A 24,223-nucleotide genomic window follows, 5' to 3' on the forward strand; every position below is an offset into this window, starting at 1 on the left:
GGCCGCTCCAGCGCCCGGAGCGTTCGCAATTCTCGCCATCTGCACAAGGGGGAGCCGCCATGCGGGTCTATTACGATCGTGATGCCGACATCAATCTGATCAAGGGCAAGAAGGTCGTCATCGTCGGCTACGGCAGCCAGGGCCATGCCCACGCGCTGAACCTGCGCGATTCGGGCGTCAAGGACGTGGTGATCGCGCTCCGCAAGGGCTCGGCCAGCGCCAAGAAGGCCGAGGCCGAGGGCTTCAAGGTCATGGAGGTCGCCGACGCCGCCAAGCAGGCGGACGTCGTCATGATGCTGACCCCCGACGAGCTGCAGGGCGAGATCTACCGCGACTCGCTCGAGGCCAACATGAAGCAGGGCGCCGCGCTGCTGTTCGCCCACGGCCTCAACGTCCACTTCAACCTGATCGAGCCGCGCGCCGACCTCGACGTGCTGATGGTCGCCCCGAAGGGCCCCGGCCACACCGTGCGCTCGGAGTACCTGCGCGGCGGCGGCGTGCCGACCCTGATCGCCATCGCCCAGGACGCGAGCGGAAACGCCCACGATCTCGGCCTGTCCTACGCCTCGGCCAATGGCGGCGGCCGCGCCGGCATCATCGAGACCACCTTCAAGGAAGAGTGCGAGACCGACCTGTTCGGTGAGCAGGTCGTGCTCTGCGGCGGCCTCGTCGAGCTGATCAAGGCCGGCTTCGAGACCCTGGTCGAGGGCGGCTACGCCCCCGAGATGGCGTATTTCGAGTGCCTCCACGAGGTGAAGCTGATCGTCGACCTCATCTACGAGGGCGGCATCGCCAACATGAACTACTCGATCTCGAACACCGCCGAGTACGGCGAGTACGTCACCGGACCGCGAATCATCACGCCCGAGACCAAGGCCGAGATGAAGCGGGTGCTGACCGACATCCAGAACGGCACCTTCACCCGCAACTGGATGCTGGAGAACAAGGTCAACCAGACCTCGTTCAAGGCCACCCGCGCCCGCAATGCCGCCCACCCGATCGAGGAGGTCGGCGAGCGCCTCCGCGGCATGATGCCGTGGATCAAGGAGAAGGCCCTGGTCGACAAGGCCAAGAACTAACATTCCGGTGCCGCGGCCCCTTCGGACGGGCCGCGGCTCATCCAGCGAACGCCGCGCGGACCTTCCGTCCGCGCGGCGTTCGCGTTGTCCGGATCGTCTCGGGGACCGAGTTGATTCCGCGACCGGCGCAGATCGGGGGATGCCTCCGGCCCCCGCGGCGAGATGTGACGGTTACCTGTGTGGCTCCGACGGTGCGTCGCCCAGGATGAAGCCACGGCTCGAACTTTGGACTTTGAGGAATTTAACATAGGTAAAATTTGCCGACAGCCGGTTGAATGCTGAAGGCGCCAGCCGATCGACGGGACGTCGGGGACGTATAGTTTCACCCTTGTGGATTGATGATGGTCTGTCGAGGCAGGCCCTCGCGGCCGCCGTGATCGCATCGAGACTGTCGGAATGGCCGCGCGCCGGCCGGCCTGTTTCGTCAAGGGCTCGACACATCATGCGAGGGTGCTGCAAGGCGCCGCGGGCGCCGCGCCGTTGACGCAAGGCAGGGCCGCGCGATCTCGCCGGCATGATTGACGAACCCGTCCTCTTCTGCCTGCACGTCCTCGGAGGCAGCGCCCGCACGTGGCGCCCCCTCGCCGCGCGTCTCGGCCCCACCGTGCGATGCGTCGCCATCGACCTGCCGGGCTTCGGCGACGAAGCCCACCGGCCGGGCGGCGACGTCGCCGCCATGGCCGACCACGTCGCGGCCCGCATCCGGACCGAGGCTCCGCCCGGGCCCTGGCTGATCGCCGGCAACAGCATGGGGGCGAAGGTCGCCCTGGCGCTGGCGCGACGCCACGAGGACGGCGATCCCGCGCTTGCCGGCCTCGCCGGCCTCGTGCTGCTGGCCGGCTCGACGCCTTCGCCCGAGCCGATGGCGGAGGAGCGCCGGCAGGCGATGATCGCCTGGATCGACGCCGATCCGGCGACCCGCCGCCGCGAGGCCGAAGCCTTCGTGGCGGCGAATGTCGGTGCGCCCCTGGCGCCGGAGGACCACGCCCGGACGGTCGAGGACGTGCTGCGGGCGAACCCGCAAGCCTGGAAGGCCTGGCTCACCGGCGGCGCCAACGAGGATTGGCGCGCGCGCATCGGAACCCTCTCCACGCCGGCTTTGGTGGTGAGCGGGGCGGAGGACGGCGATCTCGGGCCCGAGGCGCAGGCGGCGCTGACCCTGCCCCACCTCGCCCGCCACCGCCACGAGGTGATGCTCGGCGCCGGTCACCTGCTGCCGCTGGAGCGGCCCGACGCCCTTGCCGCGCTGATCCGCGATTTCCTCTCGGCCCCGCCGGCGACCACCGAAGCCCCGACCCTGACGCCGGCCTTCGCGGCGCTGATGGGCTCGGACCGGGTCAATTCCCGCCTGCGCGCGACGCTCCGCGAGCGGATGCGCGAGCCGGACGGGCCGTTCTGCTTGGACGCGGAGGAGCGCGCGACGCTCGAAGCCTGCCTCGACCGGGTGCTGCCGCAGGACGGTCCGGGCCGGATCGACCTCGCCCGCCGCATCGACGCGCGGCTCGCCAGCGGCACCGGCGACGGCTGGCGCTACGCCTCCCTGCCGCCGGACGCGGAGGCCTATTCCCGCGCCCTGCGGAGTCTCGATGCCGCCGCCCGCGCGGCGCACGGGAGCGCCTTCGCCGCCCTCGACGGCGCGAGCCGGGACGCGCTCCTCGACTGCGCCGCCGCCGGGCGCCTGCCGGCAATCCCTGACGGCCTCGCCTCCGAACTGATGACCTGCTGGTTCGAGGAGCTGCGCGGCGAGGCGGTGCGGACCTGGCTCGCCCATCCCGCCGGCCTCGCGGCGATCGGCTTCACGGGGATCGGAGCCGGGGGCGACGATGCCGACGCCCTCCCGGGCTACCGGCTGACCGGCCTGAACGAACGCGAATCCTGGGAAGCCCCGGTCCTCGACACCGTTGGAGACGTTCGATGAACCTCGCGGGGCAAAGCCGCTACGGCCACGACGAGGTCGTCGACGTCGTGGTGGTCGGGACCGGGGCGGGCGGCGCGCCGCTCCTCGCCGAGCTTGCGGCCGCGGGCCTCAGAGTCGTCGCCCTCGAAGCCGGGCCGAACTTCGACCCGGCCGGGTACGGCTTCGACGAGACGCTCGCCGACGAGATCTACTGGACCGAGGAGCGCCTGAGCGGCGGCTCGACCCCGGAAGCCTTCGGCGCCAACAACAGCGGCACCGGGATCGGCGGATCGACCCTGCATTGGGGCGCCTTCGTGCCCCGGGCCGATCCGCGCGACTTCCGCCTGAACACCGAGACCGGCGAGGGCTGCGACTGGCCGATCGACCACGCCGAGCTGGTGCCGTTCTACGACCGCGTCGAGGCCTTCATCGGCACGTCCGGCCCGACGCCCTATCCGTGGGACGAGGCCCGGCGCTTCCCGCTGCCGCCGGTGCTCCGCAACGGCCCGGCCCAGCTGATGGCCTCGGCCTGCGACCGGCTCGGCATCACCGCCACCGACGCGCCGGCCGCGGTCGTCTCGCGCGACTTCACGCCTGGAGCCGATGTGCCGGAGCGCAAGGCCTGCATCCATTGCGGCTATTGCCACCAGGGCTGCCGCACCCGCGCCAAGGCCAGCATGGACGTGACCTACCTGCCCCTCGCGGTGGCGAAGGGCGCCGAGATCCGGCCTGAGGCCCGGATGCACGGGGTCGAGCGCGACAGGGCCGGGCGGATCACGGCGGTGATCTATCGCAGCGGGGGCCGTGACCATCGCCAGCGTTGCGCCAACCTGATCCTGTGCGCCGGCGCCGTCGAGACGCCGCGGCTCCTGCTCCATCTCGACCTCGCCACGCGCAGCGGCCAGGTCGGCCGCAACTATATCGGCCACGTCGCCACCCAGGTCTGGGGCACCTTCGCGGACGAGGTCGGCATGAACCGCGGCTACCCGTCCTCGCTCATCACCGAGGATTACACCCGGCCGAAGGGGGCCGGCTTCGCCGGCGGCTACCTGGTGCAGAGCCTCGGCGTCGAGCCGTTGACCTGGGCCAACTCCGTCGCCCGCGGCCGCGGCCTGTGGGGGACGGCGCTCACCGATTACCTCAGGCAGTACATCCGTGTCGCCGGCATCGGCATCAACGGCGAGACGCTGCCCTGCGACGCGAACGTCCTGACGCTGTCGGACGAGACCGACGCGCTCGGGATGCGCAAGGCCCGTATCAGCTTCGGCTACGGCCCGAACGAGCACAGCCTCAACGCCCACGCCACGAAGGTGATGCGCGCGATCTGGGAGGCGGCGGGCGCCAGCGACATCTGGGTGCTGGAGCGCGTCGCCCACACGCTGGGCACCTGCCGGATGGGACGGAACCCCGACGACTCCGTGGTCGATGCCGTCGGGCGGAGCCACGAGGTCGAGAACCTGTGGATCTGCGACGGGTCGGTCTTCCCGAGTTCGCTCGCGGCGAATCCGGCCCTGACCATCATGGCGTTGTCCCTGCGCACCGCCGGCGCGTTCCTGAAGGGCACTCGATGAACGACGATCCCCGCGAGGCCGGACCCCGGCCGCCCTTCCCCGGCGCGCAGCAGCAGCCGCGCCCCGGCCTCACCGGGCCGATGGACCCTCCCCCCGACCACGGCGAGGAGAGTTACGTCGGCAAGGGCCTGCTCACCGACAAGGTCGCGATCGTCACCGGGGGCGATTCGGGCATCGGCCGCGCGGTCGCCATCGCCTATGCCCGCGAGGGGGCGGACCTGGCGATCTCCTACCTCGACTCCGAGGAGGTCGACGCGCAGGCGACCAAGGCCTGGGTCGAGAAGGCGGGCCGGCGCTGCCTCCTGATCCCGGGCGACCTGCGCGACGAGGCGCATTGCCGGGCGGTGGTGGCGAAGACGGTGGCGGAGTTCGGCCGCATCGACGTGCTGGTCAACAACGCTGCCGCGCAGGTGGTGAACGAGGGCCTCGACGACGTCACCGCCCACGATGTCGAGGGCTCGTTCCGCGCCAACGTCTTCGCGATGATCTACCTGGCGCAGGAAGCCGTGCCGCATATGCGGCCGGGCTCGGCGATCGTGAACTCGACGAGCCAGCAGGCCAAGGTCGCGGATGCCAGCATGCTGGTCTACGCCGCCACCAAGGGGGCGATCAGCACGCTCACGGTCGGCCTGTCGAACCTGCTGGCGCCGAAGGGCATCCGGGTCAATTGCGTCGCGCCCGGCCCGGTCTGGACGCCGATCCAGCCGATCGTGAAGTCGCCTGAGCAGATCGAGAAACTGGGCGCCGATACTCCGCTTGGACGGGCCGGCCAGCCGGCGGAGCTGGCCCCCGCCTACGTGCTGCTGGCCTCGCGGGAAGGCAGCTACATGACCGGCGCGCTGGTGCCGGTCACTGGCGGCCAGCCGATGCTCTGACGGACGGGCAGGATGTCGACCGGCGGGGTGTCAGCCCCAGTACCCCCGCCCTAGCTCCTTCGTCATCGGACAGGCCCGGTACGGGCCCGTCCCACCACCCCGGCGCGAAGACCGGGGATGGATCCGAAAACCCCTCCGCAGCCTCGGAACGGCCGCCCGCCGGTCCCGTTGTTGCGGGAAATCCACGGAGTAACCGACATGACGGATTCCCAGGGCAAGGCCGGCCAGCCGCGCCAGCACCGCACCCGCAACAACACCGACTCGAACGCCAAGCGCGTCTCGATCGAGACCCTGAACGCCCGCCTCGCCGACGGCATCGACCTCGCGCTCAACATCAAGCAGGCGCACTGGAACCTGAAGGGCCCGCAATTCATCGGCATCCACGAGATGCTCGACGGGTTCCGCACCGAGATCGACGACCTCAACGACAAGGTGGCAGAGCGCGCCGTGCAGCTCGGCGCCACGGCCCTCGGCACCGCCACGGTGGTCTCCAAGACCTCGAAGCTGTCGCCCTACCCGACCGACATCTACGCCATCGCCGATCATCTCTCGGCCCTGATCGATCGCTACGCCGCCTACGCCAACGCCGTGCGCGAGAACATCGACCAGACCGACGAGGCCGGCGACCCCGGCACCGCCGACCTGTTCACCGAGGTCTCCCGCGCCGTCGACAAGCAGCTGTGGTTCCTCGAGGCCCACGTGCAGGAGCCGACCGGCACGATGCGCGACGGCGACGGCAAGGGCGCGCGCTGAGGGCGACCTATTCGGTGAGTGGGGCCGGCGCCTGAGCCGGCTTCGGTCGCGGCGCATCGTCGATGCGGCGGATCGCGGTTCGTCGAAGACGATGCGGCACACTCGGACAATCGAGCACGGCCCGATCGCGCCACGATCGGGCCGTGGCCTTGTCTCTTCGGGACGGGAGAAGACCGGACCTGCCGCGCCCCGCGGGCGCAGGACTGTCCGGGAAAAAGATTGGCGCGGGTTTCCCCTCTCCCCGCCGGCAGGGAGAGGAGGGGAACCCGCGCCATTTCTTTTCGCCGTCCCGGCTCAGCCGTTGCGGAAGGTGTAGCTGTAGCCGTTGAGGGCTGGCGCGCCCCCGAGATGCGCGTAGAGCACCTTCGACCCCTTCGGGAAGAAGCCCTTCTGGACGAGGTCGATCATGCCCTGCATCGACTTCCCCTCGTAGACCGGGTCGGTGATCATCGCCTCGAGCCGGGCCGCGAGGCGGATCGCCTCGACCGTCTCCTTCGAGGGCACGCCGTAAACCGGGTAGGCGTAGTCCTCCTTGATGACCACGTCGTCCTCGGTGATCTCGCCGGCACCCACGAGGGCGGAGGTGTTCCGGGCGATCTCGAGCACCTGCGCCCGGGTCTGGGCGGGCGTGCAGGAGGCGTCGATGCCGATGACGTTGCGGGCGCGGCCGTCGGGCTTGAAGCCGACCACCATGCCCGCATGGGTCGAGCCGGTGACGGTGCAGACCACGATGTAGTCGAAGTGGAGGCCCATCTCGGCCTCCTGCCGGCGCACCTCCTCGGCGAAGCCGACATAGCCCAGGCCGCCGAACTTGTGCACCGAGGCGCCGGCGGGGATCGCGTAGGGCTTGCCGCCCTTGGCCTTCACGTCCTCGATCGCCTGCTTCCAGCTGTCGCGGATGCCGATGTCGAAGCCCTCGTCGACGAGCTGCGACTCGGCGCCCATGATCCGCGTCAGCATGATGTTGCCGACCCGGTCGTAGACCGCGTCCTCGTGCGGCACCCAGGCTTCCTGGATCACCCGGCACTTCATGCCGATCTTGGCCGCCACCGCCGCCACCATGCGGGTGTGGTTCGACTGCACGCCGCCGATCGACACCAGGGTGTCGGCGCCCGAGGCGATCGCGTCCGGCACGATGTATTCGAGCTTGCGCAGCTTGTTGCCGCCATAGGCGAGCCCCGAGTTGCAATCGTCGCGCTTGGCATAGATCTGCACGTCGCCGCCGAGATGGGCGGTCAGGCGCGGCAGGTGCTCGATCGGGGTCGGGCCGAAGGTCAGGGGATAGCGCTCGAACTGCGACAGCATCGAAGGGATCATCGCCGGGGTCCTATATGGAAGCCGGGCTCAACCTAGCAGGACTTCGACGGAAGGTGCTCTCGAACTTGCGCGATCTTCGATGGCCGGCACGGCCGGATCGGCCATCCATGTGCTAGATCCGTCCAATTCCGGGCTGCCGGATGGAAGGACCTCTCATGGCTACCGGGCTCGACCGCATCGACGTGAAAATTCTCCGGCTCCTGCAAGAGGATGGCCGGATCGGCAACGCCGAGCTCGCCAAGCGCGTCAACACCAGCCCGGCGACCTGCCACCGTCGCACCCAGCGCCTGTTCGACGAAGGGTACTTTCGCGGGGTGCGCGCCGTGGTGGCGCCGGAGAAGGTCGGGCGCGGCTCGCTGGTCCTCGTCGGCGTGGTGCTCGACCGCTCGACGCCGGAGAGCTTCTCCGCCTTCGAGGCTGCGGCCCTCGCCATGCCGACCCTGCTCGATTGCCACCTCGTCGCCGGCGACTTCGACTACTTCCTCAAGATCCGCGTCTCCGACATGGCCGACTTCAACCGGATGCACAGCGAGATCCTGATCGCCCTGCCCGGGGTGCGCCAGACCCGGACCTTCTTCGTCATGAAGGAGGTGATCGACAACGCGCCCTTGAGCTTGTGAGAACGCGGCGGTTGCCGCTGTACGCAGTTTGTTCTAGTCCTGGGGTCAGACTTGGCTCGGGCGCCCCTGCGCCCCATCTGGTCACCATCACGGTCGATGGGCTCCCCAAACGTCACGGGCTCCCGGTCGATCCCGGTCCCATCAAGCCTGGCCGTGTCGTCCCCGGCCCGGAGCCCCTCTGCATGGCCTCTCTCGACAAGCTCTTCGACCGTTCCGCGGAGGGCCGCGTGATCGCGGTGCGGGGCGCCCGCGAGCACAACCTGAAGAACGTCGACCTGACGATCCCCCGCGACAAGCTCGTGGTGTTCACCGGGCTGTCCGGCTCCGGCAAGTCGTCGCTCGCCTTCGACACCATCTATGCCGAGGGGCAGCGCCGCTACGTCGAGTCGCTCTCGGCCTATGCCCGCCAGTTCCTCGAGATGATGGCCAAGCCCGACGTCGACCAGATCGACGGGCTGTCGCCGGCGATCTCGATCGAGCAGAAGACGACGTCGAAGAACCCGCGCTCGACGGTCGGCACCGTCACGGAGATCTACGACTACATGCGCCTCCTGTGGGCGCGGGTCGGCATCCCGTACTCGCCGGCGACCGGCCTGCCGATCGAGAGCCAGACCGTCAGCCAGATGGTCGACCGGGTGCTGGCGCTCCCCGAGAAGACCCGGCTCTACCTGCTGGCGCCCGTGGTGCGCGGCCGTAAGGGCGAGTACCGCAAGGAGATCGCCGACTTCCAGAAGAAGGGCTTCCAGCGCCTGCGCATCGACGGCGAGTACTACGCCATCGACGACGTGCCGAAGCTCGACAAGAAGCTCAAGCACGACATCGACGTGGTGGTCGACCGGATCGTGGTGCGGGCCGACATGGCCTCGCGGCTGGCCGATTCGTTCGAGACCGCCCTGGAGCTCGCCGACGGCATCGCTCTCGTGGCCTTTGCCGATATGCCCGAGGACGGGCCTTCCCCCGAGCCGATCACCTTCTCGTCGCGCTTCGCCTGCCCGGTCTCCGGCTTCACGATCCCGGAGATCGAGCCGCGGCTGTTCTCCTTCAACAATCCCTTCGGCGCCTGCCCGACCTGCGGCGGCATCGGCCACGAGATGCGGATCGACCCGACGCTGGTCATCGCCGACGAGGCCCTGAGCCTGTCGCGCGGCGCCGTCGCGCCCTGGGCGAAATCGACCTCGCCCTATTACGGGCAGACCCTGGAAGCCCTGGCGAGGCACTACCGCTTCCGCACCGACACGCCCTGGGCCAAGCTCACCGAGGCCGCCCGCCAGGTGGTGCTCTACGGCTCGGACGGCGACGAGGTCCGCTTCGCCTACAATGACGGGCTGCGCGCCTACGAGGTCTCGAAGCCGTTCGAGGGCGTGATCCCGAACCTGGAGCGACGCTACAAGGAGACCGACAGCGACGCGGCGCGGGAGGATATCGGCCGGTTCATGGCCGAGACGCCATGCTCGGCCTGCAAGGGCAAGCGGCTGAAGCCCGAGGCGCTGGCGGTGAAGATCGCCGGCTTCGACATCGGTGACGCCACGGTGCTCTCGGTGCGCGACGCGCATCGCTGGTTCGGCGAGCTGCCCGGGCAGCTGAGCGCGAAGCACAACGAGATCGCGGCCCGCATCCTCAAGGAGATCCGCGACCGGCTGACCTTCCTGGTCGATGTCGGGCTGGAATACCTCACGCTCGCCCGCGGCTCCGGCTCGCTCTCGGGCGGCGAGAGCCAGCGCATCCGCCTCGCCTCGCAGATCGGCTCGGGCCTGACCGGCGTCCTGTATGTCCTCGACGAGCCCTCGATCGGCCTGCACCAGCGCGACAACGAGCGCCTGCTCGGCACGCTCAAGCGCCTGCGCGACCTCGGCAACTCGGTGATCGTCGTCGAGCACGACGAGGACGCGATCCTGCAGGCCGACTACGTCGTCGATGTCGGGCCCGGCGCCGGCATCCATGGCGGGCAGATCGTGGCGCAAGGCACGCCGCCCGAGCTGCTGGCCGATCCGAACTCGCTGACCGCGAAGTACCTCACCGGCGCCCTCTCGGTGCGGGTGCCGAAGAGCCGGCGCAAGGCGAAGCGCAACCCGGCCGCCAAGGTCGAGGCGCCCGAGCCTCAGATGCTGCGCCTCGTCGGTGCCCGCGGCAACAACCTGAAGGACGTGACCGCGGAGATCCCGCTCGGCACCTTCACGTGCATCACCGGCGTCTCGGGCGGAGGCAAGTCGACCCTCGTGGTCGACACGCTCTACAAGGCGGTGGCGCGCAAGCTCAACGGGGCGCTGGAGCATCCCGCGCCCCACGACCGGATCGAGGGGCTGGAGCATCTCGACAAGGTCATCGACATCGACCAGTCGCCGATCGGCCGGACCCCGCGCTCGAACCCCGCCACCTATATCGGCGCCTTCACGCCGATCCGCGACTGGTTCGCCGGCCTGCCCGAGGCCAAGGCGCGCGGCTACCAGCCGGGCCGGTTCTCGTTCAACGTCAAGGGCGGGCGCTGCGAGGCCTGCTCGGGAGACGGCGTCATCAAGATCGAGATGCACTTCCTGCCGGACGTCTACGTGACCTGCGACGTCTGCAAGGGCAAGCGCTACGACCGCGAGACCCTGGAGGTGAAGTACCGCGAGCGCTCGATCGCCGACGTGCTCGACATGACGGTGGAGGAGGCCGCCGACCTGTTCAAGGCGGTGCCGGCGATCCGCGAGAAGCTTGAGACCCTGGCCCGGGTCGGCCTCGGCTACGTCCGGGTCGGCCAGCAGGCCACCACCCTGTCGGGGGGCGAGGCGCAACGGGTGAAGCTGTCCAAGGAGCTGTCGAAGCGCGCCACCGGCCGCACCCTCTACATCCTCGACGAGCCGACCACCGGGCTGCACTTCCACGACGTCGCCAAGCTGATGGAGGTGCTGCACGAGCTGGTCGACCAGGGCAACAGCGTCGTGGTGATCGAGCACAACCTGGAGGTCATCAAGACCGCCGACTGGGTGATCGACATGGGCCCCGAGGGCGGCGACGGCGGCGGCACCATCGTGGCGCAGGGGACGCCGGAGGACATCGCGGCGTCCGAAGGCAGCCATACCGGCCGCTTCCTGCGCGAGGTCCTGGCCCGTCGGCCCGCCGTCCCGCCCGCCGCGAAGACCGCCTCGAAGGCGCCCCGGACCCGCAAGTCGGCCTCCAGCAAGCAGGCCGCCGAATAGGATTCGCGCGAAAACGCCCGCGAATTGGGACCGCATAGGCGCTTCAAGCCCCTGTGCGGTGCAGCAATTCGGTCTTTCCGCCCCGCTTCCAACATTGTACCACTAAAGTACAAAACTGCGCCCGCATGACAAAAATGCGTCATTTGCGCAACGCGTCAGCGTAGCTTGCGTCGCCACCGAGCAAAATGCTGGCATTCCGAGCGTCGCTGTTGGAACAATATGGGCGTTCAGACTGCTGCACGGTCGACGCCGAAGAGCCCACCGAATCAAGCACGCATCGAGTGCGTGCGGTGTCGGTGCTGCATCATGCGCGCGTCGAGTCCGATAAGGATTTGGGAAGGAATGCTCATGGTCAAGTATTGGCTGGCCGCGGGGGCGGCTGCCCTGTCGCTGACCGCGACGGCGGCTTTCGCGCAAAGCACGACGGTGCCGGGCGAGCAGGTCGGCCTTGCCATCGGCGCGCCGCTGCCCGAAGGCGTCTACGCGATCGACACCTTCACCTTTCGCAGCCCCGACGGACCGAACGCGACCTCGACCGACACCGCGGTCAACGTCCCGGTCCTGGTCTGGTCGACGCCCTGGAAGGTCCTGGGCGCGCGCTTTGAGGCGGTGATCGCCCCGCCGACCGTCTTCACCTTCTCCCGCGCTGCCGGCGGCCGCGACACCAGCATCAATGTCGGCACCTTTCTCGGCGGCATCTTCGCCTGGGACCTCGGCAACAATGTCGGCGTCAGCTACCTGGCCGGCGTCTACCTGAACGAGCTGAATGGCGGCCGCGGCGGCGGCTTGCCGATCCTGGCCTCGAACACCTACCGGCAGGGCTTCGGCATCAGCTATACGGGCGACGGCTGGAACATCACCGCCAACCTGACCTACAATTTCTACGACGTGCCGGCCCGGTTCGGCGGCCGCAACGGCATCCCGGGCTTCTACGGCAGCCAGTACCCGACCGACGCCCTCAACCTGGACCTGACGGCGACCAAGAAGTTCGGCAAGTTCGAGATCGGCGCCATCGGCTACGGCACCACCAACCTGCCGAATCGCGGCCCCCTGCCCCTCGGCACGCCCTGCGCCGGCAACTTCGCCACCTGCGGCACGGTCTCGGGCGGCGGCGGCGGCCGCTTCGCCCTCGGCGGCCTCGTCGGCTACGATTTCGGCAAGTTCTCGGTCCAGGCCTGGGTCGCCCGAGACGTCGCCACGTCGGCCCGCCAGATCTCGCCGGTCACCGGACTGCCGACCAACCGGGAGGCCTACTCGACCGAGGGCTGGTTCCGCGTCATCGCCCCGCTCTACACCGTCGCGGTGGTCGCCGAGCCGGAGCCGGTTCCCCTCGTGCGCAAGTACTGAGCCGCGACGCCGGAGAGACCCAGGAGAGCTTTCACCGGAGATCCACCAAGAGACCCCTCCTCTCCCGCCCGGCTCCGCGAGCCGGGCGTTTTCATTGGTGCACGCGCCATGCCTGTCGGGCCCGGCTCCGCGACCTATAACGGGAGCGAGCGGGCGGGGCTTTCGATCCCTGCCGGACGAGACGAGACACGGGGCGCTCGAGGCCCCGGCAGGAGGCCATCATGGCGGCGCCCGGCGACTGGAAGATCCCCTCCGCGGTGCAGCCCCGCCCGGCCGCCTATTCCTACGACCTCGACCAGACCCTGACCGCCATCGTCGCCCTGTCCTCCCGGGTGCCGGACGGCGCCTACACCGCCGAGATCCTCGGCACCGAGCGGGCCGGCAACGGCGTCCTGATCGGCGAGGACGGGCTGGTGCTCACCATCGGCTACCTGATCACCGAGGCCGAGAGCGTCTGGCTCACGGCCCATGACGGCCGCACCGCGCCCGGCCACGTCGTCGGCTACGACGCCGCCACCGGCTTCGGCCTGGTGCAGGCGCTCGGCCGCCTCGACCTGCCGTATCTGCCGCTGGGCAGCGCCGAGGGCTTGCGCGTGGGCGACCGGCTGGTGATGGCCGGGGCCGGCGGCCGCTCCCGCGCCGTCGCCGCCGAGGTGGTGGCGCGGCAGGAATTCGCCGGCTACTGGGAATATCTCCTCGACGACGCGATCTTCACCGCGCCCTCGCACCCGCATTGGGGCGGCGCGGCGCTGATCGGTCCGGCGGGCGAGCTCACCGGCATCGGCTCGCTCCAGCTCCAGCAGGGCGGCCGCGACAGCCGCGCCATCAACATGGCGGTGCCGATCGACCTCCTGAAGCCGATCCTTCACGACCTGACCACGCTGGGCCGGGTCTCCGGCCCGCCCCGGCCCTGGCTCGGCCTCTACGCCACCGAGATGGACGACCAGGTCGTGGTGATGGGTCTCTCGCCCCGCGCCCCGGCCGAGACCGCCGACCTGCGCGCCGGCGACATCCTGCTGGCGGTGGGCCAGACCGAGGTGAATGACCTCGCGGGCTTCCTGCGCGCCGTCTGGGCGCTGGGCCCCGCCGGCATCACCGTGCCGCTGACGGTGCATCGCGACGGGCGGACCCTGAGCCTGTCCGTCGTCTCGGCCGACCGGTCGACCTTCCTGGTGGCGCCGCGGCTGCATTGAGCCGGGCGGTTCGGCGCCTCGGAAGCCGTCCCCGGATTGGCGGGCGACATGGCTGTCTGGAGGCAATCATGGCTGTCCGGGGGAGATGAGGCATCGGTCTCCTCCCCTCCCCTCGCCGCAGGACTGTCCGGGCAGAGCGAAGAGTGCGGGTCTCTCGACCCGGCACCGGACGCGCCCGTCGCGGCACTGCACACCGGATCGCCACCGGCTGCCGCATCCCCGATCCCTCTCCCTTCGCACCGCGCCGCCCGCCCGCTCCGCATCCCCGCCCTTCGCGTGTGCAGCATAGTGCCTAAATGCCGGGAATCCCTGCGATTCATGCGCCAGAGTGCTGCCAAATCGGCAGGCACGGGGGTTGGTTGACGATTCCCTGCGCGCTGCATGTGAGTCGTGCATAGCTGGCTTACGCGACTCCGCCTCCCACCAGCGAAGCCATTTCCCATATGGTGCGTTGCAACAGAAGCAGGCAGGCGGTGCCGAAACGGTTCGCACCGGCTGCCCGCCAAGAGGTCAAATCCGATGTTCGTTTCCCTCATCCTCAGCAAGATCCGCTCGTACCTCCGCTACCGTGAGACCGTGCACGAGCTGTCGCGTCTGTCCGACCGCGAGCTCGACGATCTCGGCATCAGCCGCTTCGAGATCCAGGGTATCGCCCGCTCGGTCGCGTAAGCCCCCGAAAGCGTACCAAGTACCCGCGTACCGAGTACTCCAAGTCGATAGAAAGCCTTCGGGCTCCTCATCGTCTCGCGCGCCCGCCCCTCTCGGCGGGCGTTCGCATGTTCGGATCCCGGCACGGATCCGTCGGTGTTGCATCGGCGGCACTCGATCCGATATGCCGCGTCATGTCCGGATCAAACCCCATTCACGTCGTCGGCGGCGGCCTCGCCGGCTCGGAAGCGGCCTGGCAGATTGCCGAGGCGGGCCTTCCCGTGGTGCTGCACGAGATGCGGCCCCTGCGCGGCACCGAGGCGCACCAGACCGACGGTCTCGCCGAACTCGTCTGCTCGAACTCGTTCCGCTCCGACGATCCGCAACTCAACGCCGTCGGGCTGCTGCATCAGGAGATGCGCCGCCTCGGCTCGCTGATCATGCGCTGCGCCGATGCCAACCAGGTGCCGGCCGGCGGCGCGCTCGCGGTGGACCGCGAGGGGTTCAGCCAAGCCGTGACGGCGGCGCTGGAGGCGCATCCGACCGTCACGATCGCCCGCGAGGAGATCGACGGCCTGCCGCCCGCTGCCTGGGACAGCGTGATCGTGGCGACGGGCCCCCTCACCGCGCCCGGCCTGGCCGAGGGCATCCGCGGCCTCACCGGCGCCGAGTCGCTCGCCTTCTTCGACGCCATCGCGCCGATCGTGCACCGCGACTCGATCGACATGGGCAAGGCCTGGTTCCAGTCCCGCTACGACAAGGCGGGACCGGGCGGCACCGGGGCGGATTACATCAACTGCCCCCTCGACCGCGAGCAATACGCGGCCTTCATCACGGCACTCGTCGAGGGCGACAAGACCTCGTTCAAGGAATGGGAGGCCTCGACCCCCTACTTCGACGGCTGCCTGCCGATCGAGGTGATGGCCGAGCGCGGCCCCGAGACCCTGCGCCACGGGCCGATGAAGCCCTTCGGCCTGACCAACCCGCACAACCCGACCGTCAAGGCCTACGCCATCGTGCAGCTGCGCCAGGACAATGCGCTCGGCACGCTCTACAACATGGTGGGCTTCCAGACGAAGCTGCGCCACGCCGAGCAGGTGCGGATCTTCCGCACCATCCCGGGCCTGGAGAATGCCGAGTTCGCCCGCCTCGGCGGCCTGCACCGCAACACCTATCTCGACAGCCCGCGCCTCCTCGATGCCACCCTGCGGCTCAAGGCCGAGCCGCGCCTGCGCTTCGCCGGGCAGATCACCGGCTGCGAGGGCTACGTCGAGAGCGCCGCGATCGGCCTGATGGCCGGCCGCTTCGCCGCCGTCGAGCGGGAGGGCCGGTCGCTGGAGCCGCTCCCCGTCACGACCGCTCTGGGAGCGCTCATCGGCCATATCACCGGCGGGCACGTCTCGGCGGAGGAGGAGGGCACGCCGCGCTCGTTCCAGCCGATGAACGTCAATTTCGGCCTCTTCCCGCCCCTCGACCGGGCGCCGAAGGCCCCGGACGGCAAGCGCCTGCGGGGCACCGAGAAGGCGCAGGCCAAGAAGCGGGCCCTGACCGACCGGGCACGGGCCGCTTTGGGCGAATGGCTCGGCGAGGAGCCGGCGCCGCTGCCGGCGGCGGCGGAGTAGTCTCAGGCGCCCGGGATCGGACCAACGATCCTCGTACTCTCCACGCCGTCCCGGGCTCTCGCCGCCGGCGAGCACCGGGACGACGTCCTGGACCGTCACGATGGCCGCGGATGTCGTATACCGCCGCGCCTTCGAACGGACCCGTTCGCAGGCGCTGGCGAAGCCCGAGCGGGCGCCGGCGCCGATGCGCCGGACGCTTTCGCGTCGATGCGAAAGCGCGACGGTATTACGCCGCCTTGATCTCCGCCACGAACCCGCCGATCTCGCGCTCCAGCGTCCCGGCCTGATGCGCCAGATCCTGGGCGGCGCGCAGCACCTGGCCGGCGGTGCCGCCGGTGCGGGCGGCGCCCTGCTGCACCGCGTCGATGTGGCTGGAGACGACCTGCGTGCTGTGGGCGGCGTGCTGGACGTTGCGGGCGATCTCGACGGTGGCGGCGCTCTGGCGCTCCATCGCGGTCGCCACGCCGGTGGCGATGGCGTTCATGTCGCGGATCGTGCCGCCGATCGCCTCGATCGCCTGCACCGCCTGGGCGGTCTGGGCCTGGATGCTGCCGATCTGGCCGGCGATCTCGTCGGTCGCCTGCGCCGTGCGGGTGGCGAGGTCCTTGACCTCGGCGGCCACGACCGCGAAGCCGCGGCCCGCCTCCCCGGCCCGGGCAGCCTCGATCGTCGCGTTGAGCGCGAGCAGGTTGGTCCGGCCGGCGATGCTGGTGATGAGCTGGACCACGTCGCCGATCTGCTGCGCGGCCGCCGCCAGCGCCCGGATCGTCGCCTCGGTGCGCACGGCCTCAGCGTCGGCGCGGCCGGCGATGACCGAGGAATGGGCGACCTGCCGCACGATCTCCTCGATGCTGGCGGAGAGCTCATCCGTCGCGCTCGCCACCCCGCCGACATTGGCGGAGGTCTGGCTCGCCGCCTCCGCGACGCCCGCCGACAGGCCGGACGATTCGGCGGCCGAGGTCGACAGGTTGCGCGCCGCCGCCTCCATCTGGCCGGCCGCAGCGGTCAGGGTGGCGATCAGCGCCGAGACCTTGCCCTCGAAGCCCCGGGTCAGCGTCTCGAGATGGCGCGCCCGCGCCATCTTGGAGTCGGTATCCTGCCGCTGGAGCGCGTCGCGGTGCTCGGATTCGACCAGACCGTCGCGGAACAAGGCCACGGTGCGGGCCATGGCGCCGATCTCGTCGGCGCGCCCGGTATCCGGCACGTCGATCGCCCGGGCGCCGCCGCCGAGCGCCGCCATGGCGCCCGACAGGCGCTGCAGCGGCTTGGTGATCGAGCCGGCGAGCCGCAGCGAGATCAGGATGCCGAGCAGCACGATGCCGGCGGCCTTGGCGAGGAACGCCCTGGTCCCCTGCTCGACGCTGCGGGCGAAATCCTCCTCGTAGGCCAGCGCGTCGCGGTTCACCTCCGTCAGCAGCGTCTCGGAGGCCTTCATCGACTGGTCGCGGGCGGTGCGGGAGACCTTGAGGTGCTTGCCCCACTCGGCCGCGAGCGCGGCGGCGCGGTCGAGGGCGCCGCGCCAGGCGGTCAGCTTGGCCATGAGGTCGGCGTTGCCCTGGAGCTTCGCCTGGGAGTCGGCCGCGGATTGGTTCGCCGCCGCGGCGTGCTTGACCTCGCCCGTGGTCTTGAACTGCGCCACCTGCTCGCGGGCGAACTTGAACGCCTCGGCGGCGCCGTTCAGCATCCGGGCCTGATCGAGGTCGCCGGCCTCGAAGGCGCGGTTGCGCCGCTGCGACAGGGCATGCGCGATCTGGTCGCCGGCCTGATCGATCTCCCGGGTCTGGAGATCCTGCTCCTCGTCCTTGATCCGGGCGAGGATGGCGTATTCGGCGCCGTATTTCGTCAAGGCGGCGGCGATCGTGTCGCTCAAGACCCGTTCATCGGGATCGAGCCCGACCGCGCCGCCGCGCCCGATCAACTCGAGGGACTTGTCGAGATAGTCGCGCGCCACCTTGAGGGCCGCGGGGTCGAAGCGCTGGAGCCAGCGGCTCAGCTCGAAGCGCGTCTGCATCATCGCCATGTCGACGGCGCGGACATGCTCGGTCTTGGCCCGGTTGTGCCGGTACTCGGCGAAGCTCTCGTTGACCTGTGTCACCAGCATGGTGCCCGAGAGCGCCACGCCCACGGTCGTGGCCAGCACCACGCCGAAGCCCGCGAAGATCCGCGCCTTGATCGACAGTCGCGACAGGCGCCCGCCCTTGAACCACATCCACATCGGCTCCGTCGCCCCGTCAGGCACATCGTCGGATCGACATTGGACGGCGTACGCTAAGGCAGGCTTAAGATGAGCATTTTTTTCCAATGGCGGCGATAGAAAAGGTGCCGGTCGTCGCGCCGTGGGACAGGACGGCAACGAAGGGGAAGGCGCTGTTTTGTCCCGCCCGGAGGCGCAGCGGCCGGTCGATGCATCGTCACATGGCGAAAGCCGGCGAATCATCTTGCGAGTTGAATTTTCAGCTGCAACAGATCGATCGCCGTTGCTGATCCGCATGACCGATGAGCGCTTCAGGCGCTCACGCGCCGTCGCTGCACCATCTCGGCGGCCTTGGGCAGGACGGATTTCGATCGGGCGCGCGGGGCCTAAGCCGGCGCCGGAGCCGCCACCATCACCGGTCTCCGGACACGGGATCCGGAGAGACGCGTCCGGAACTCGTGTCACCCATAGGCCGCCAGTGCCCGCGTGTGGCCGGGCTCGGCCACCGGGATGCCGGCATCGGTGTACTCGTTGAGCTTGTTGCGCAGGGTGCGGATCGAGATCCCGAGGATCTTGGCGGCGTGGGTGCGGTTGCCGAGGCAGTGGTCGAGGGTGTCGAGGATCAGGTCGCGCTCGACCTCGGCCAGCGAGCGGCCGACGAAGCCCCGGGTCGCCGCCTCGGCGGCCTGCACGGCGCGGGCGGCGGGGCTGGGGGCGGCCAGCGCCTCGCCGTCCGGCGAGCGGATCGCGTCGGCGTCGATCTCGGGGCCGCTCGCCAGCAGCACCGCCCGGTGCAGGGTGTTCTCCAGCTCGCGCACGTTGCCGGGCCAGGGGCTCTGGGCGACGAGGCGGCGCGCCTCGGCCGAGAGCGGCCGGGGCGCGATCCCGTTCGCCTCGGCGTATTTGCGCGCGAAGTGGCCGGCGAGTTCGAGGATGTCCGACGGGCGGTCGCGCAACGGCGGCAGGCGCAGATGCACCACGTTGAGGCGGTAGAGCAGGTCCTCGCGAAAGGTGCCCTTGCGCGCCTCCTCGGCGAGGTTGCGGTTCGAGGTAGCGAGGACCCGGATGTCGACCTTCACCGGCTGGGTGCCGCCGACCCGGTCGATCACCCGCTCCTGCAGGGCCCGGAGCAGCTTGGCCTGCAGCCGCACGTCCATCTCGGAGATCTCGTCGAGGAGCAGCGTGCCGCCATTGGCCTCCTCGAACCGGCCGATGCGCCGGGCCACCGCCCCGGTGAAGGCCCCCTTCTCGTGGCCGAACAGCTCGGATTCGAGCAGCGCGTCGGGAATCGCCGCGCAGTTCACGCTGACGAAAGGCTTGTTCGCCCGGTTCGACCGGGTGTGGACGTAGCGGGCCAGCACCTCCTTGCCGGTGCCGCTCTCGCCGGTGATCAGCACCGAGGCGTCGGAGCGCGCCACCTGCTCGGCGAGCTTGACCACCCGCTCCATCGAGGCGTCGCGCCACACGAAGGCGCGGGCATCCGCCGTCACCGCCTCCAGCACCGCCGCGATCAGCTCGGGGTCGGGCGGCAGCGGGATGTATTCCTTGGCTCCCGCCTGGATCGCCGCCACCGCCGCCTTGGCGTCGGTGCCGGTGCCGCAGGCGACGACCGGCGTGCGGATGCGCTCGTCGGTGAGCGCCGTGACCAGGGTGCGGATCGGCAGCGCCACGTCGACCATCACGAGGTCGGCGCCCTTGGCCCGCAGCGCGTTGAGGCCCTGCTCGATCCCGTCGGCCTGGGTCACGGCGGCGCCGCGGCTCATCGCGATGCGGGACGCGGTGACGAGTTCGCCGTTGAGGCGTCCGATGATCAAGAGCCGCATGGCGGGCACTCCGTTGGGCGGTTCGGGGCGGCGGAGGCGGCGTTCAGCCGTCGACCTTGACGATCTCGGTCATCGTCACGCCGAGGCGCTCTTCCACCAGCACCACCTCGCCGCGGGCGACGAGGCGGTTGTTGACGAAGATGTCGATCGCCTCGCCGACCTTGCGGTCGAGCTCCAGCACCGTGCCGGGGCCGAGGCGCAGAAGGTCGCCGATCGGCATCCGGGACGAGCCGAGCACCGCCGAGACCATCACCGGCACGTCGAAGACCTGTTCGAGATCGGAGGCCGACTTCGCCGCCACCGGCGCGTCGCGCATCCCGGCGGTCGCCGTCGTGTCGAAGGCGAGGTCCGCCTCGCTGAGCTGCGGCAGGCCGAGATCGTTGTCGGTGGACATCGGGGTACCTCGTGAGGGAAGGAAAATTTTTTTTCAGGATGGGGCGTCAGGCGGTCGGGAGGGCGGAAAGCAGGGCGGCCTCGATCGCCGCGCGCTCGCGCACCACCCCGCCATCGGCCCACTCGATGCGGGCGTCGCCCGGCTCCATGCCGGGATCGCCGAGCACGATCAGGCGGCCCTCGTAGCCGCGCTCGCGGGCCAGCCGGGCGACCTGGGCTTGCGTCTCCTCGACCAGGGCGTCGTGCACCCGGATCGCCAGGTGCGGCACGCCGCGCAGGTGCTGGAGCGCCCGCCCCGCGGCTTCCGCGATCGCCGCCACCGGCTGGCTGTCGAGGGCGGCCCCGGCGATCTTGCGTCCGAGCGCCACGGCGAAGTCGAAGGCCTGGGCCTCGCGCTCGGCGTCGCGGGCATCCGCACTCGCGATCATGCCGGCGGCGGACGCGGCCAGGCGGTTGAGGGCGTCGGCGAGGCGCGCCTGGACCTGGGCCTCGGCCTGGGCGCGGCCCTCCTGCAGGCCGCGGGCATAGGCCGCCGCCTCGGCTTCGGCCCGGGCGGCCGCCTCGGCCTCGGCCTCGGCCCGGCGGTGCGCCTCGATGTCGGGGGCGGGGGCCTCCTCCGGAGGCGGCTTGCCGACCGGCTGGCGAAAATCGGTATCGAACAGGAAGCGCTGGATCTGCGCCATCAGGCTGTCCCCCTCGCAGCGGGCTCGATCGTCTGGCAGGGGCGCATCAATAGACCAGCTCTTCCTCGGCGCTGTTCTTGGCGATCATGATCTCGCCCTTCTCGGCCAGCTCCTTGGCGAGGTCGGTCATCTTCGACTGGGCCTCGTCGACCTCCTTGAGGCGGATCGGCCCGAGCGAGTCCATGTCGTTCTGCATGTTCTTGACCGAGCGGCTCGACATGTTGGCGAAGAAGAACGCCCGGACCGGATCCGACGCGCCCTTGAGCGCGCGGGCCAGCACGTCGCGGTCGACGCTGCGCATCAGGGTCTGGACGCTGCCGGCGTCGAGCTTCATCAGGTCGTCGAAGGTGAACATCAGCTGGCGGATCTTCTTGGCCGAACCGCGGTTCGCCTGGTCGAGGGCGGTCAGGAACCGGATCTCGGTCTGCCGGTCGAAGGCGTTGAACACGTCGGCGAGCAGCTCGTGGGCGTCGCGCCGCGTGGTCTGGGCGATGGTCGAGACGAACTCGACCCGCAGGATCTCCTCGATGTGGCGCAGGGCCTCCTTCTGCACCGTCTCCATCCTGAGCATCCGGTTCAGGACGTCGATGGCGAAGTCCTCCGGCAGGATGGTCAGGACCTTCGCGGCGTAGTCCGAGCGCACCCGCGACAGGATCACCGCGACGGTCTGCGGGTACTCGTTGCGCAGGAACGAGGCCAGGATCTCGGGATCGATCTGGGTCAGGCTGGCCCAGACCCGGCGGGTCGAGGCGCCCTTCACCTCCGCCATGATCACCGCGACCTGCTCGGGCGGGAAGATCTTCAGGAGCAGCGATTCGGTGCGCTCGAAGCTCGAGGTGATGCCGCCGCTCGACGAGAGCCGCGACACGAAGTCGACGATCAGGTGCTCGACCGCCTCCGCCTCGAGCGAGCCGAGCTGGACCATGGCGTGCGAGACCTTCTTGACCTCGTCCTCCTCCAGCATCCGCCAGATCTGGGCGCCGTCCTCCTCGCCGAGGAGCAGCAGGAGGGCGGCGGCGCGCTGGGTCCCGGGCATCTCGGCGAAGCTCAGGCCCGCAGCCGAGGAGCGGGAGACCGGCATCGAGGTCACGGCCATGGCGTCAGCTTCTTTCAGGCGAAACGGGATCGTGGGCGAAACGGGATTTTCGGCGAAGCGGTCTTGGGAGGGTCGAGCGGACCGCGAGCCTCAGCGGTCGTTGATCCAGGTGCGCAGCACCTCGACCGTCTCGATCGGGTTCGACTTCACGATGTCGACGACGCGCTCGATGGTCTCGGCCTGGATCTTGCCGTTGATCTTGGCGAACTCGACGAGGCGCCGGGCCTCGTTGTCCGACGGCGCGAGCTCGGACGGGAGCGCGCTCGCCGTTCCGCCCTCCATCGCCATCACCAGCCCGGGTTCGGCGGAGAGGATCGAGACCGGGCCGAGCACCGGGACCTCGGAGGCGACGATCTTCTGCACCAGCGGGCGCACCACCGTCATCAGGACCACGAGGCCGAGGAGGAAGAGCACCGACATCTCGGCCATCCGCAGCACGTCCTCCTTGGTCGGGTGCAGGAACGAGGCGAGAAGGCCCTGCTCCTGGATCTCCGGCACCGCGGGGGCGTCGGCGAAGCGCAGGTTCACCACCTCGACCTGGTCGCCCCGGGCCTTGTCGTAGCCGACGGCGGTGCGCACGAGCGCGGTGATGCGCTCCAGCTCCGGCGCCGGACGCGGCGCGTAGACCGGCTTGCCGTCCGGGCCCGCCGCGTAGGTGCCGTCGATCAGCACCGCCACCGACAGGCGCTTGACCCGGCCGCCCTCGCTCACCTCCGTGCGGGTGACCCGGGAGATCTCGTAGTTCGTGGTCTCCTCGTTCTTGTTCGAGGCCTCGCGCGGACCCTGGTTCTGCTGGCCCTGGTTGGCGCCCGGCAGCTCGTTGCCGACGGTGACGCCGGTCTCGCTGTTCTGAGACTGCTGGTTCTCGTTGCGGGTCTGGGTCGAGCGCACCACCCGGCTCTCTGGATCGAAGGTCTCCGAACGGCTCTCGATCCGGTTGGCGTCCAGTTCGGCCGAGACCTGGACCCGGGCCCGCCCCATTCCGACGATGCCGGCAACGATCTCCTCGACCTGCGCCCGCAGGCGCCGCTCGAGGCCGGTCTGGCGCTCGTCGAGGCCGATGCCTGCTTGAGCCTCCGCCCCGCGGGCCCCGTCGGCGAGCAGCCGCCCGCGCTCGTCGACGACCGAGATGCGCTCGGGCTTCAGGCCTTCGACCGCCGAAGCGACGAGGTGGCGCACTGCCCGGACCTGGCCCGGATCGAGGTCGCCGGCGAGGCGCACCACGATCGCGGCGCTCGGCGCCTCGCGGTCGCGGGAGAAGAGCCGCTTCTCGGGCAGGACGAGGTGGACGCGGGCTGCCTGGACCTGGCCGATCGCCCGGATCGAGCGGGCGAGCTCGCCTTCGAGCGCCCGTAGGTGATTGACGTTCTGGACGAAGCTCGTCGACGAGAAGGCATCGCCCTTGTCGAAGATCTCGTAGCCGACGCCGCCGGCGCTCGGCAGGCCCTTGGCGGCGAGATCCATGCGCAGGCGGGCGAGCTCGGCCCGGGGCGCCAGCACGGTCTGGCCGGCATCGCCCTTGGTCTCGTAGCGGATGCCCTTGGCTTCGAGGTCGCGCACGACCGCGCCGGCATCCTGCACCGACAGGTCGGTGTAGAGCACGGCCATCTCGGGTCGCGAGACCCGGAGGATAACGAAGGCGAAGAAACCGATGAGCGCGAGGGTGATGGCACCCATCGCGGCGAGCCGCGCGGGCCCCAGCTTCGCCACCAGATCGAGGACCGGCTTCACGACGTCATGCACCCGCCAACCAGGGCCACGGCGGCCCCAGGGCAAAATTTGCCGAGTCGTGGTTATGACTTGGTTAACAGGCCGCAACGAGACGCGCGCAGGCCCGGCACAATCGCGGCTTCAGGGCGAAGCCGGATGTCCCGGGCCGTGACGTCCCAGGGTCAGCAGGCGGATATCCGAGGTCGGGACCGGCACACGTCTT

At 70.0% G+C, this 24,223-nt stretch carries 18 protein-coding genes; 11 read left to right on the plus strand and 7 right to left on the minus strand.

The window, feature by feature from the left end; genetic code table 11:
* The first annotated feature begins 59 nt into the window (after positions 1-59).
* The 5 genes from ilvC (at position 60) to dps (ending at position 6,175) form a co-directional block, all read left to right on the plus strand.
* Positions 60-1,079, plus strand: a complete 1,020-nt coding sequence (gene ilvC, locus DA075_RS32220; RefSeq protein WP_099957198.1) for a ketol-acid reductoisomerase — start codon at positions 60-62, stop codon at positions 1,077-1,079.
* Between the two features lie 514 nt (positions 1,080-1,593).
* Entirely contained in the window at positions 1,594-2,997 is a 1,404-nt protein-coding gene (locus DA075_RS32225) for an alpha/beta hydrolase (protein ID WP_099957199.1), read from the plus strand.
* The gene (locus tag DA075_RS32230) at positions 2,994-4,547 is read left to right on the plus strand and encodes a GMC family oxidoreductase (protein ID WP_099957200.1); all 1,554 of its coding nucleotides are present in this window, start codon (positions 2,994-2,996) and stop codon (positions 4,545-4,547) included. The genes DA075_RS32225 and DA075_RS32230 overlap by 4 nt, the downstream gene beginning before the upstream one ends.
* A complete protein-coding gene (locus tag DA075_RS32235) occupies positions 4,544-5,422 on the plus strand; it encodes an SDR family oxidoreductase (protein WP_099957201.1) in 879 nt (292 codons plus the stop codon). The genes DA075_RS32230 and DA075_RS32235 overlap by 4 nt, the downstream gene beginning before the upstream one ends.
* 198 nt (positions 5,423-5,620) lie before the next feature.
* Entirely contained in the window at positions 5,621-6,175 is a 555-nt protein-coding gene (dps, locus tag DA075_RS32240) for a DNA starvation/stationary phase protection protein Dps (protein WP_099957202.1), read from the plus strand.
* Positions 6,176-6,469: 294 nt separating this feature from the next.
* On the opposite strand, the gene DA075_RS32245 is transcribed toward dps, so the two are convergent.
* A complete protein-coding gene (locus DA075_RS32245; RefSeq protein ID WP_099957576.1) occupies positions 6,470-7,480 on the minus strand; it encodes a 1-aminocyclopropane-1-carboxylate deaminase in 1,011 nt (336 codons plus the stop codon).
* Between the two features lie 167 nt (positions 7,481-7,647).
* Here DA075_RS32245 and DA075_RS32250 point away from each other — a divergent pair, with 167 nt between their 5' ends.
* The 6 genes from DA075_RS32250 to trmFO all read left to right on the plus strand — a co-directional run bounded on the left by DA075_RS32250 (position 7,648) and on the right by trmFO (position 16,101).
* Positions 7,648-8,112: an Lrp/AsnC family transcriptional regulator gene (locus DA075_RS32250; protein ID WP_099957203.1), complete on the plus strand. Its 465-nt coding sequence runs from the start codon at positions 7,648-7,650 to the stop codon at positions 8,110-8,112.
* Positions 8,113-8,294: 182 nt separating this feature from the next.
* Entirely contained in the window at positions 8,295-11,291 is a 2,997-nt protein-coding gene (uvrA, locus tag DA075_RS32255) for an excinuclease ABC subunit UvrA (RefSeq protein WP_099957204.1), read from the plus strand.
* A 348-nt stretch (positions 11,292-11,639) separates the two neighbouring features.
* Positions 11,640-12,638 (plus strand): transporter family protein, encoded by a 999-nt coding sequence (locus tag DA075_RS32260; protein ID WP_099957577.1) that lies wholly within the window; start codon positions 11,640-11,642, stop codon positions 12,636-12,638.
* Positions 12,639-12,859: 221 nt separating this feature from the next.
* Positions 12,860-13,831: a S1C family serine protease gene (locus tag DA075_RS32265; RefSeq protein WP_099957205.1), complete on the plus strand. Its 972-nt coding sequence runs from the start codon at positions 12,860-12,862 to the stop codon at positions 13,829-13,831.
* 519 nt (positions 13,832-14,350) lie between these two features.
* Complete coding sequence (locus DA075_RS32270) at positions 14,351-14,500, plus strand: DUF1127 domain-containing protein (protein ID WP_082173034.1); 150 nt, start codon at positions 14,351-14,353, stop codon at positions 14,498-14,500.
* A 173-nt stretch (positions 14,501-14,673) separates the two neighbouring features.
* Positions 14,674-16,101, plus strand: a complete 1,428-nt coding sequence (trmFO, locus tag DA075_RS32275; RefSeq protein WP_099957206.1) for a methylenetetrahydrofolate--tRNA-(uracil(54)-C(5))-methyltransferase (FADH(2)-oxidizing) TrmFO — start codon at positions 14,674-14,676, stop codon at positions 16,099-16,101.
* A 226-nt stretch (positions 16,102-16,327) separates the two neighbouring features.
* On the opposite strand, the gene DA075_RS38305 is transcribed toward trmFO, so the two are convergent.
* From DA075_RS38305 to fliF, 6 genes are all read right to left on the minus strand, one after another.
* The gene (locus tag DA075_RS38305) at positions 16,328-18,310 is read right to left on the minus strand and encodes a methyl-accepting chemotaxis protein (RefSeq protein WP_099957207.1); all 1,983 of its coding nucleotides are present in this window, start codon (positions 18,308-18,310) and stop codon (positions 16,328-16,330) included.
* Between the two features lie 446 nt (positions 18,311-18,756).
* Positions 18,757-20,118, minus strand: coding sequence for a sigma-54-dependent transcriptional regulator FlbD (flbD, locus tag DA075_RS32285; RefSeq protein WP_099957208.1), 1,362 nt, complete (start codon positions 20,116-20,118; stop codon positions 18,757-18,759).
* Positions 20,119-20,161: 43 nt separating this feature from the next.
* Entirely contained in the window at positions 20,162-20,512 is a 351-nt protein-coding gene (fliN, locus tag DA075_RS32290; protein WP_099957209.1) for a flagellar motor switch protein FliN, read from the minus strand.
* 46 nt (positions 20,513-20,558) lie between these two features.
* Positions 20,559-21,194 carry a FliH/SctL family protein gene (locus tag DA075_RS32295; RefSeq protein ID WP_099957210.1) on the minus strand — a complete coding sequence of 212 codons (636 nt, stop codon included), beginning with the start codon at positions 21,192-21,194 and terminating at the stop codon, positions 20,559-20,561.
* Positions 21,195-21,240: 46 nt separating this feature from the next.
* The gene (gene fliG, locus DA075_RS32300; protein WP_099957211.1) at positions 21,241-22,290 is read right to left on the minus strand and encodes a flagellar motor switch protein FliG; all 1,050 of its coding nucleotides are present in this window, start codon (positions 22,288-22,290) and stop codon (positions 21,241-21,243) included.
* A gap of 90 nt (positions 22,291-22,380) precedes the next feature.
* Complete coding sequence (gene fliF / locus DA075_RS32305) at positions 22,381-24,021, minus strand: flagellar basal-body MS-ring/collar protein FliF (RefSeq protein WP_099957212.1); 1,641 nt, start codon at positions 24,019-24,021, stop codon at positions 22,381-22,383.
* Between the last annotated feature and the right edge of the window lie 202 nt (positions 24,022-24,223).

The sequence above is a fragment of the Methylobacterium currus genome (assembly GCF_003058325.1).
Classification (GTDB): domain Bacteria; phylum Pseudomonadota; class Alphaproteobacteria; order Rhizobiales; family Beijerinckiaceae; genus Methylobacterium; species Methylobacterium currus.

Coding starts and splice junctions, on each gene's coding strand:
- ilvC (WP_099957198.1), top strand. CDS start 60: ATGCGGGTCTATTACGATCGTGATGCCGACATCAATCTGATCAAGGGC.
- DA075_RS32225 (WP_099957199.1), top strand. CDS start 1,594: ATGATTGACGAACCCGTCCTCTTCTGCCTGCACGTCCTCGGAGGCAGC.
- DA075_RS32230 (WP_099957200.1), top strand. CDS start 2,994: ATGAACCTCGCGGGGCAAAGCCGCTACGGCCACGACGAGGTCGTCGAC.
- DA075_RS32235 (WP_099957201.1), top strand. CDS start 4,544: ATGAACGACGATCCCCGCGAGGCCGGACCCCGGCCGCCCTTCCCCGGC.
- dps (WP_099957202.1), top strand. CDS start 5,621: ATGACGGATTCCCAGGGCAAGGCCGGCCAGCCGCGCCAGCACCGCACC.
- DA075_RS32245 (WP_099957576.1), bottom strand. CDS start 7,480: ATGCTGTCGCAGTTCGAGCGCTATCCCCTGACCTTCGGCCCGACCCCG.
- DA075_RS32250 (WP_099957203.1), top strand. CDS start 7,648: ATGGCTACCGGGCTCGACCGCATCGACGTGAAAATTCTCCGGCTCCTG.
- uvrA (WP_099957204.1), top strand. CDS start 8,295: ATGGCCTCTCTCGACAAGCTCTTCGACCGTTCCGCGGAGGGCCGCGTG.
- DA075_RS32260 (WP_099957577.1), top strand. CDS start 11,640: ATGGTCAAGTATTGGCTGGCCGCGGGGGCGGCTGCCCTGTCGCTGACC.
- DA075_RS32265 (WP_099957205.1), top strand. CDS start 12,860: ATGGCGGCGCCCGGCGACTGGAAGATCCCCTCCGCGGTGCAGCCCCGC.
- DA075_RS32270 (WP_082173034.1), top strand. CDS start 14,351: ATGTTCGTTTCCCTCATCCTCAGCAAGATCCGCTCGTACCTCCGCTAC.
- trmFO (WP_099957206.1), top strand. CDS start 14,674: ATGTCCGGATCAAACCCCATTCACGTCGTCGGCGGCGGCCTCGCCGGC.
- DA075_RS38305 (WP_099957207.1), bottom strand. CDS start 18,310: ATGTGGTTCAAGGGCGGGCGCCTGTCGCGACTGTCGATCAAGGCGCGG.
- flbD (WP_099957208.1), bottom strand. CDS start 20,118: ATGCGGCTCTTGATCATCGGACGCCTCAACGGCGAACTCGTCACCGCG.
- fliN (WP_099957209.1), bottom strand. CDS start 20,512: ATGTCCACCGACAACGATCTCGGCCTGCCGCAGCTCAGCGAGGCGGAC.
- DA075_RS32295 (WP_099957210.1), bottom strand. CDS start 21,194: ATGGCGCAGATCCAGCGCTTCCTGTTCGATACCGATTTTCGCCAGCCG.
- fliG (WP_099957211.1), bottom strand. CDS start 22,290: ATGGCCGTGACCTCGATGCCGGTCTCCCGCTCCTCGGCTGCGGGCCTG.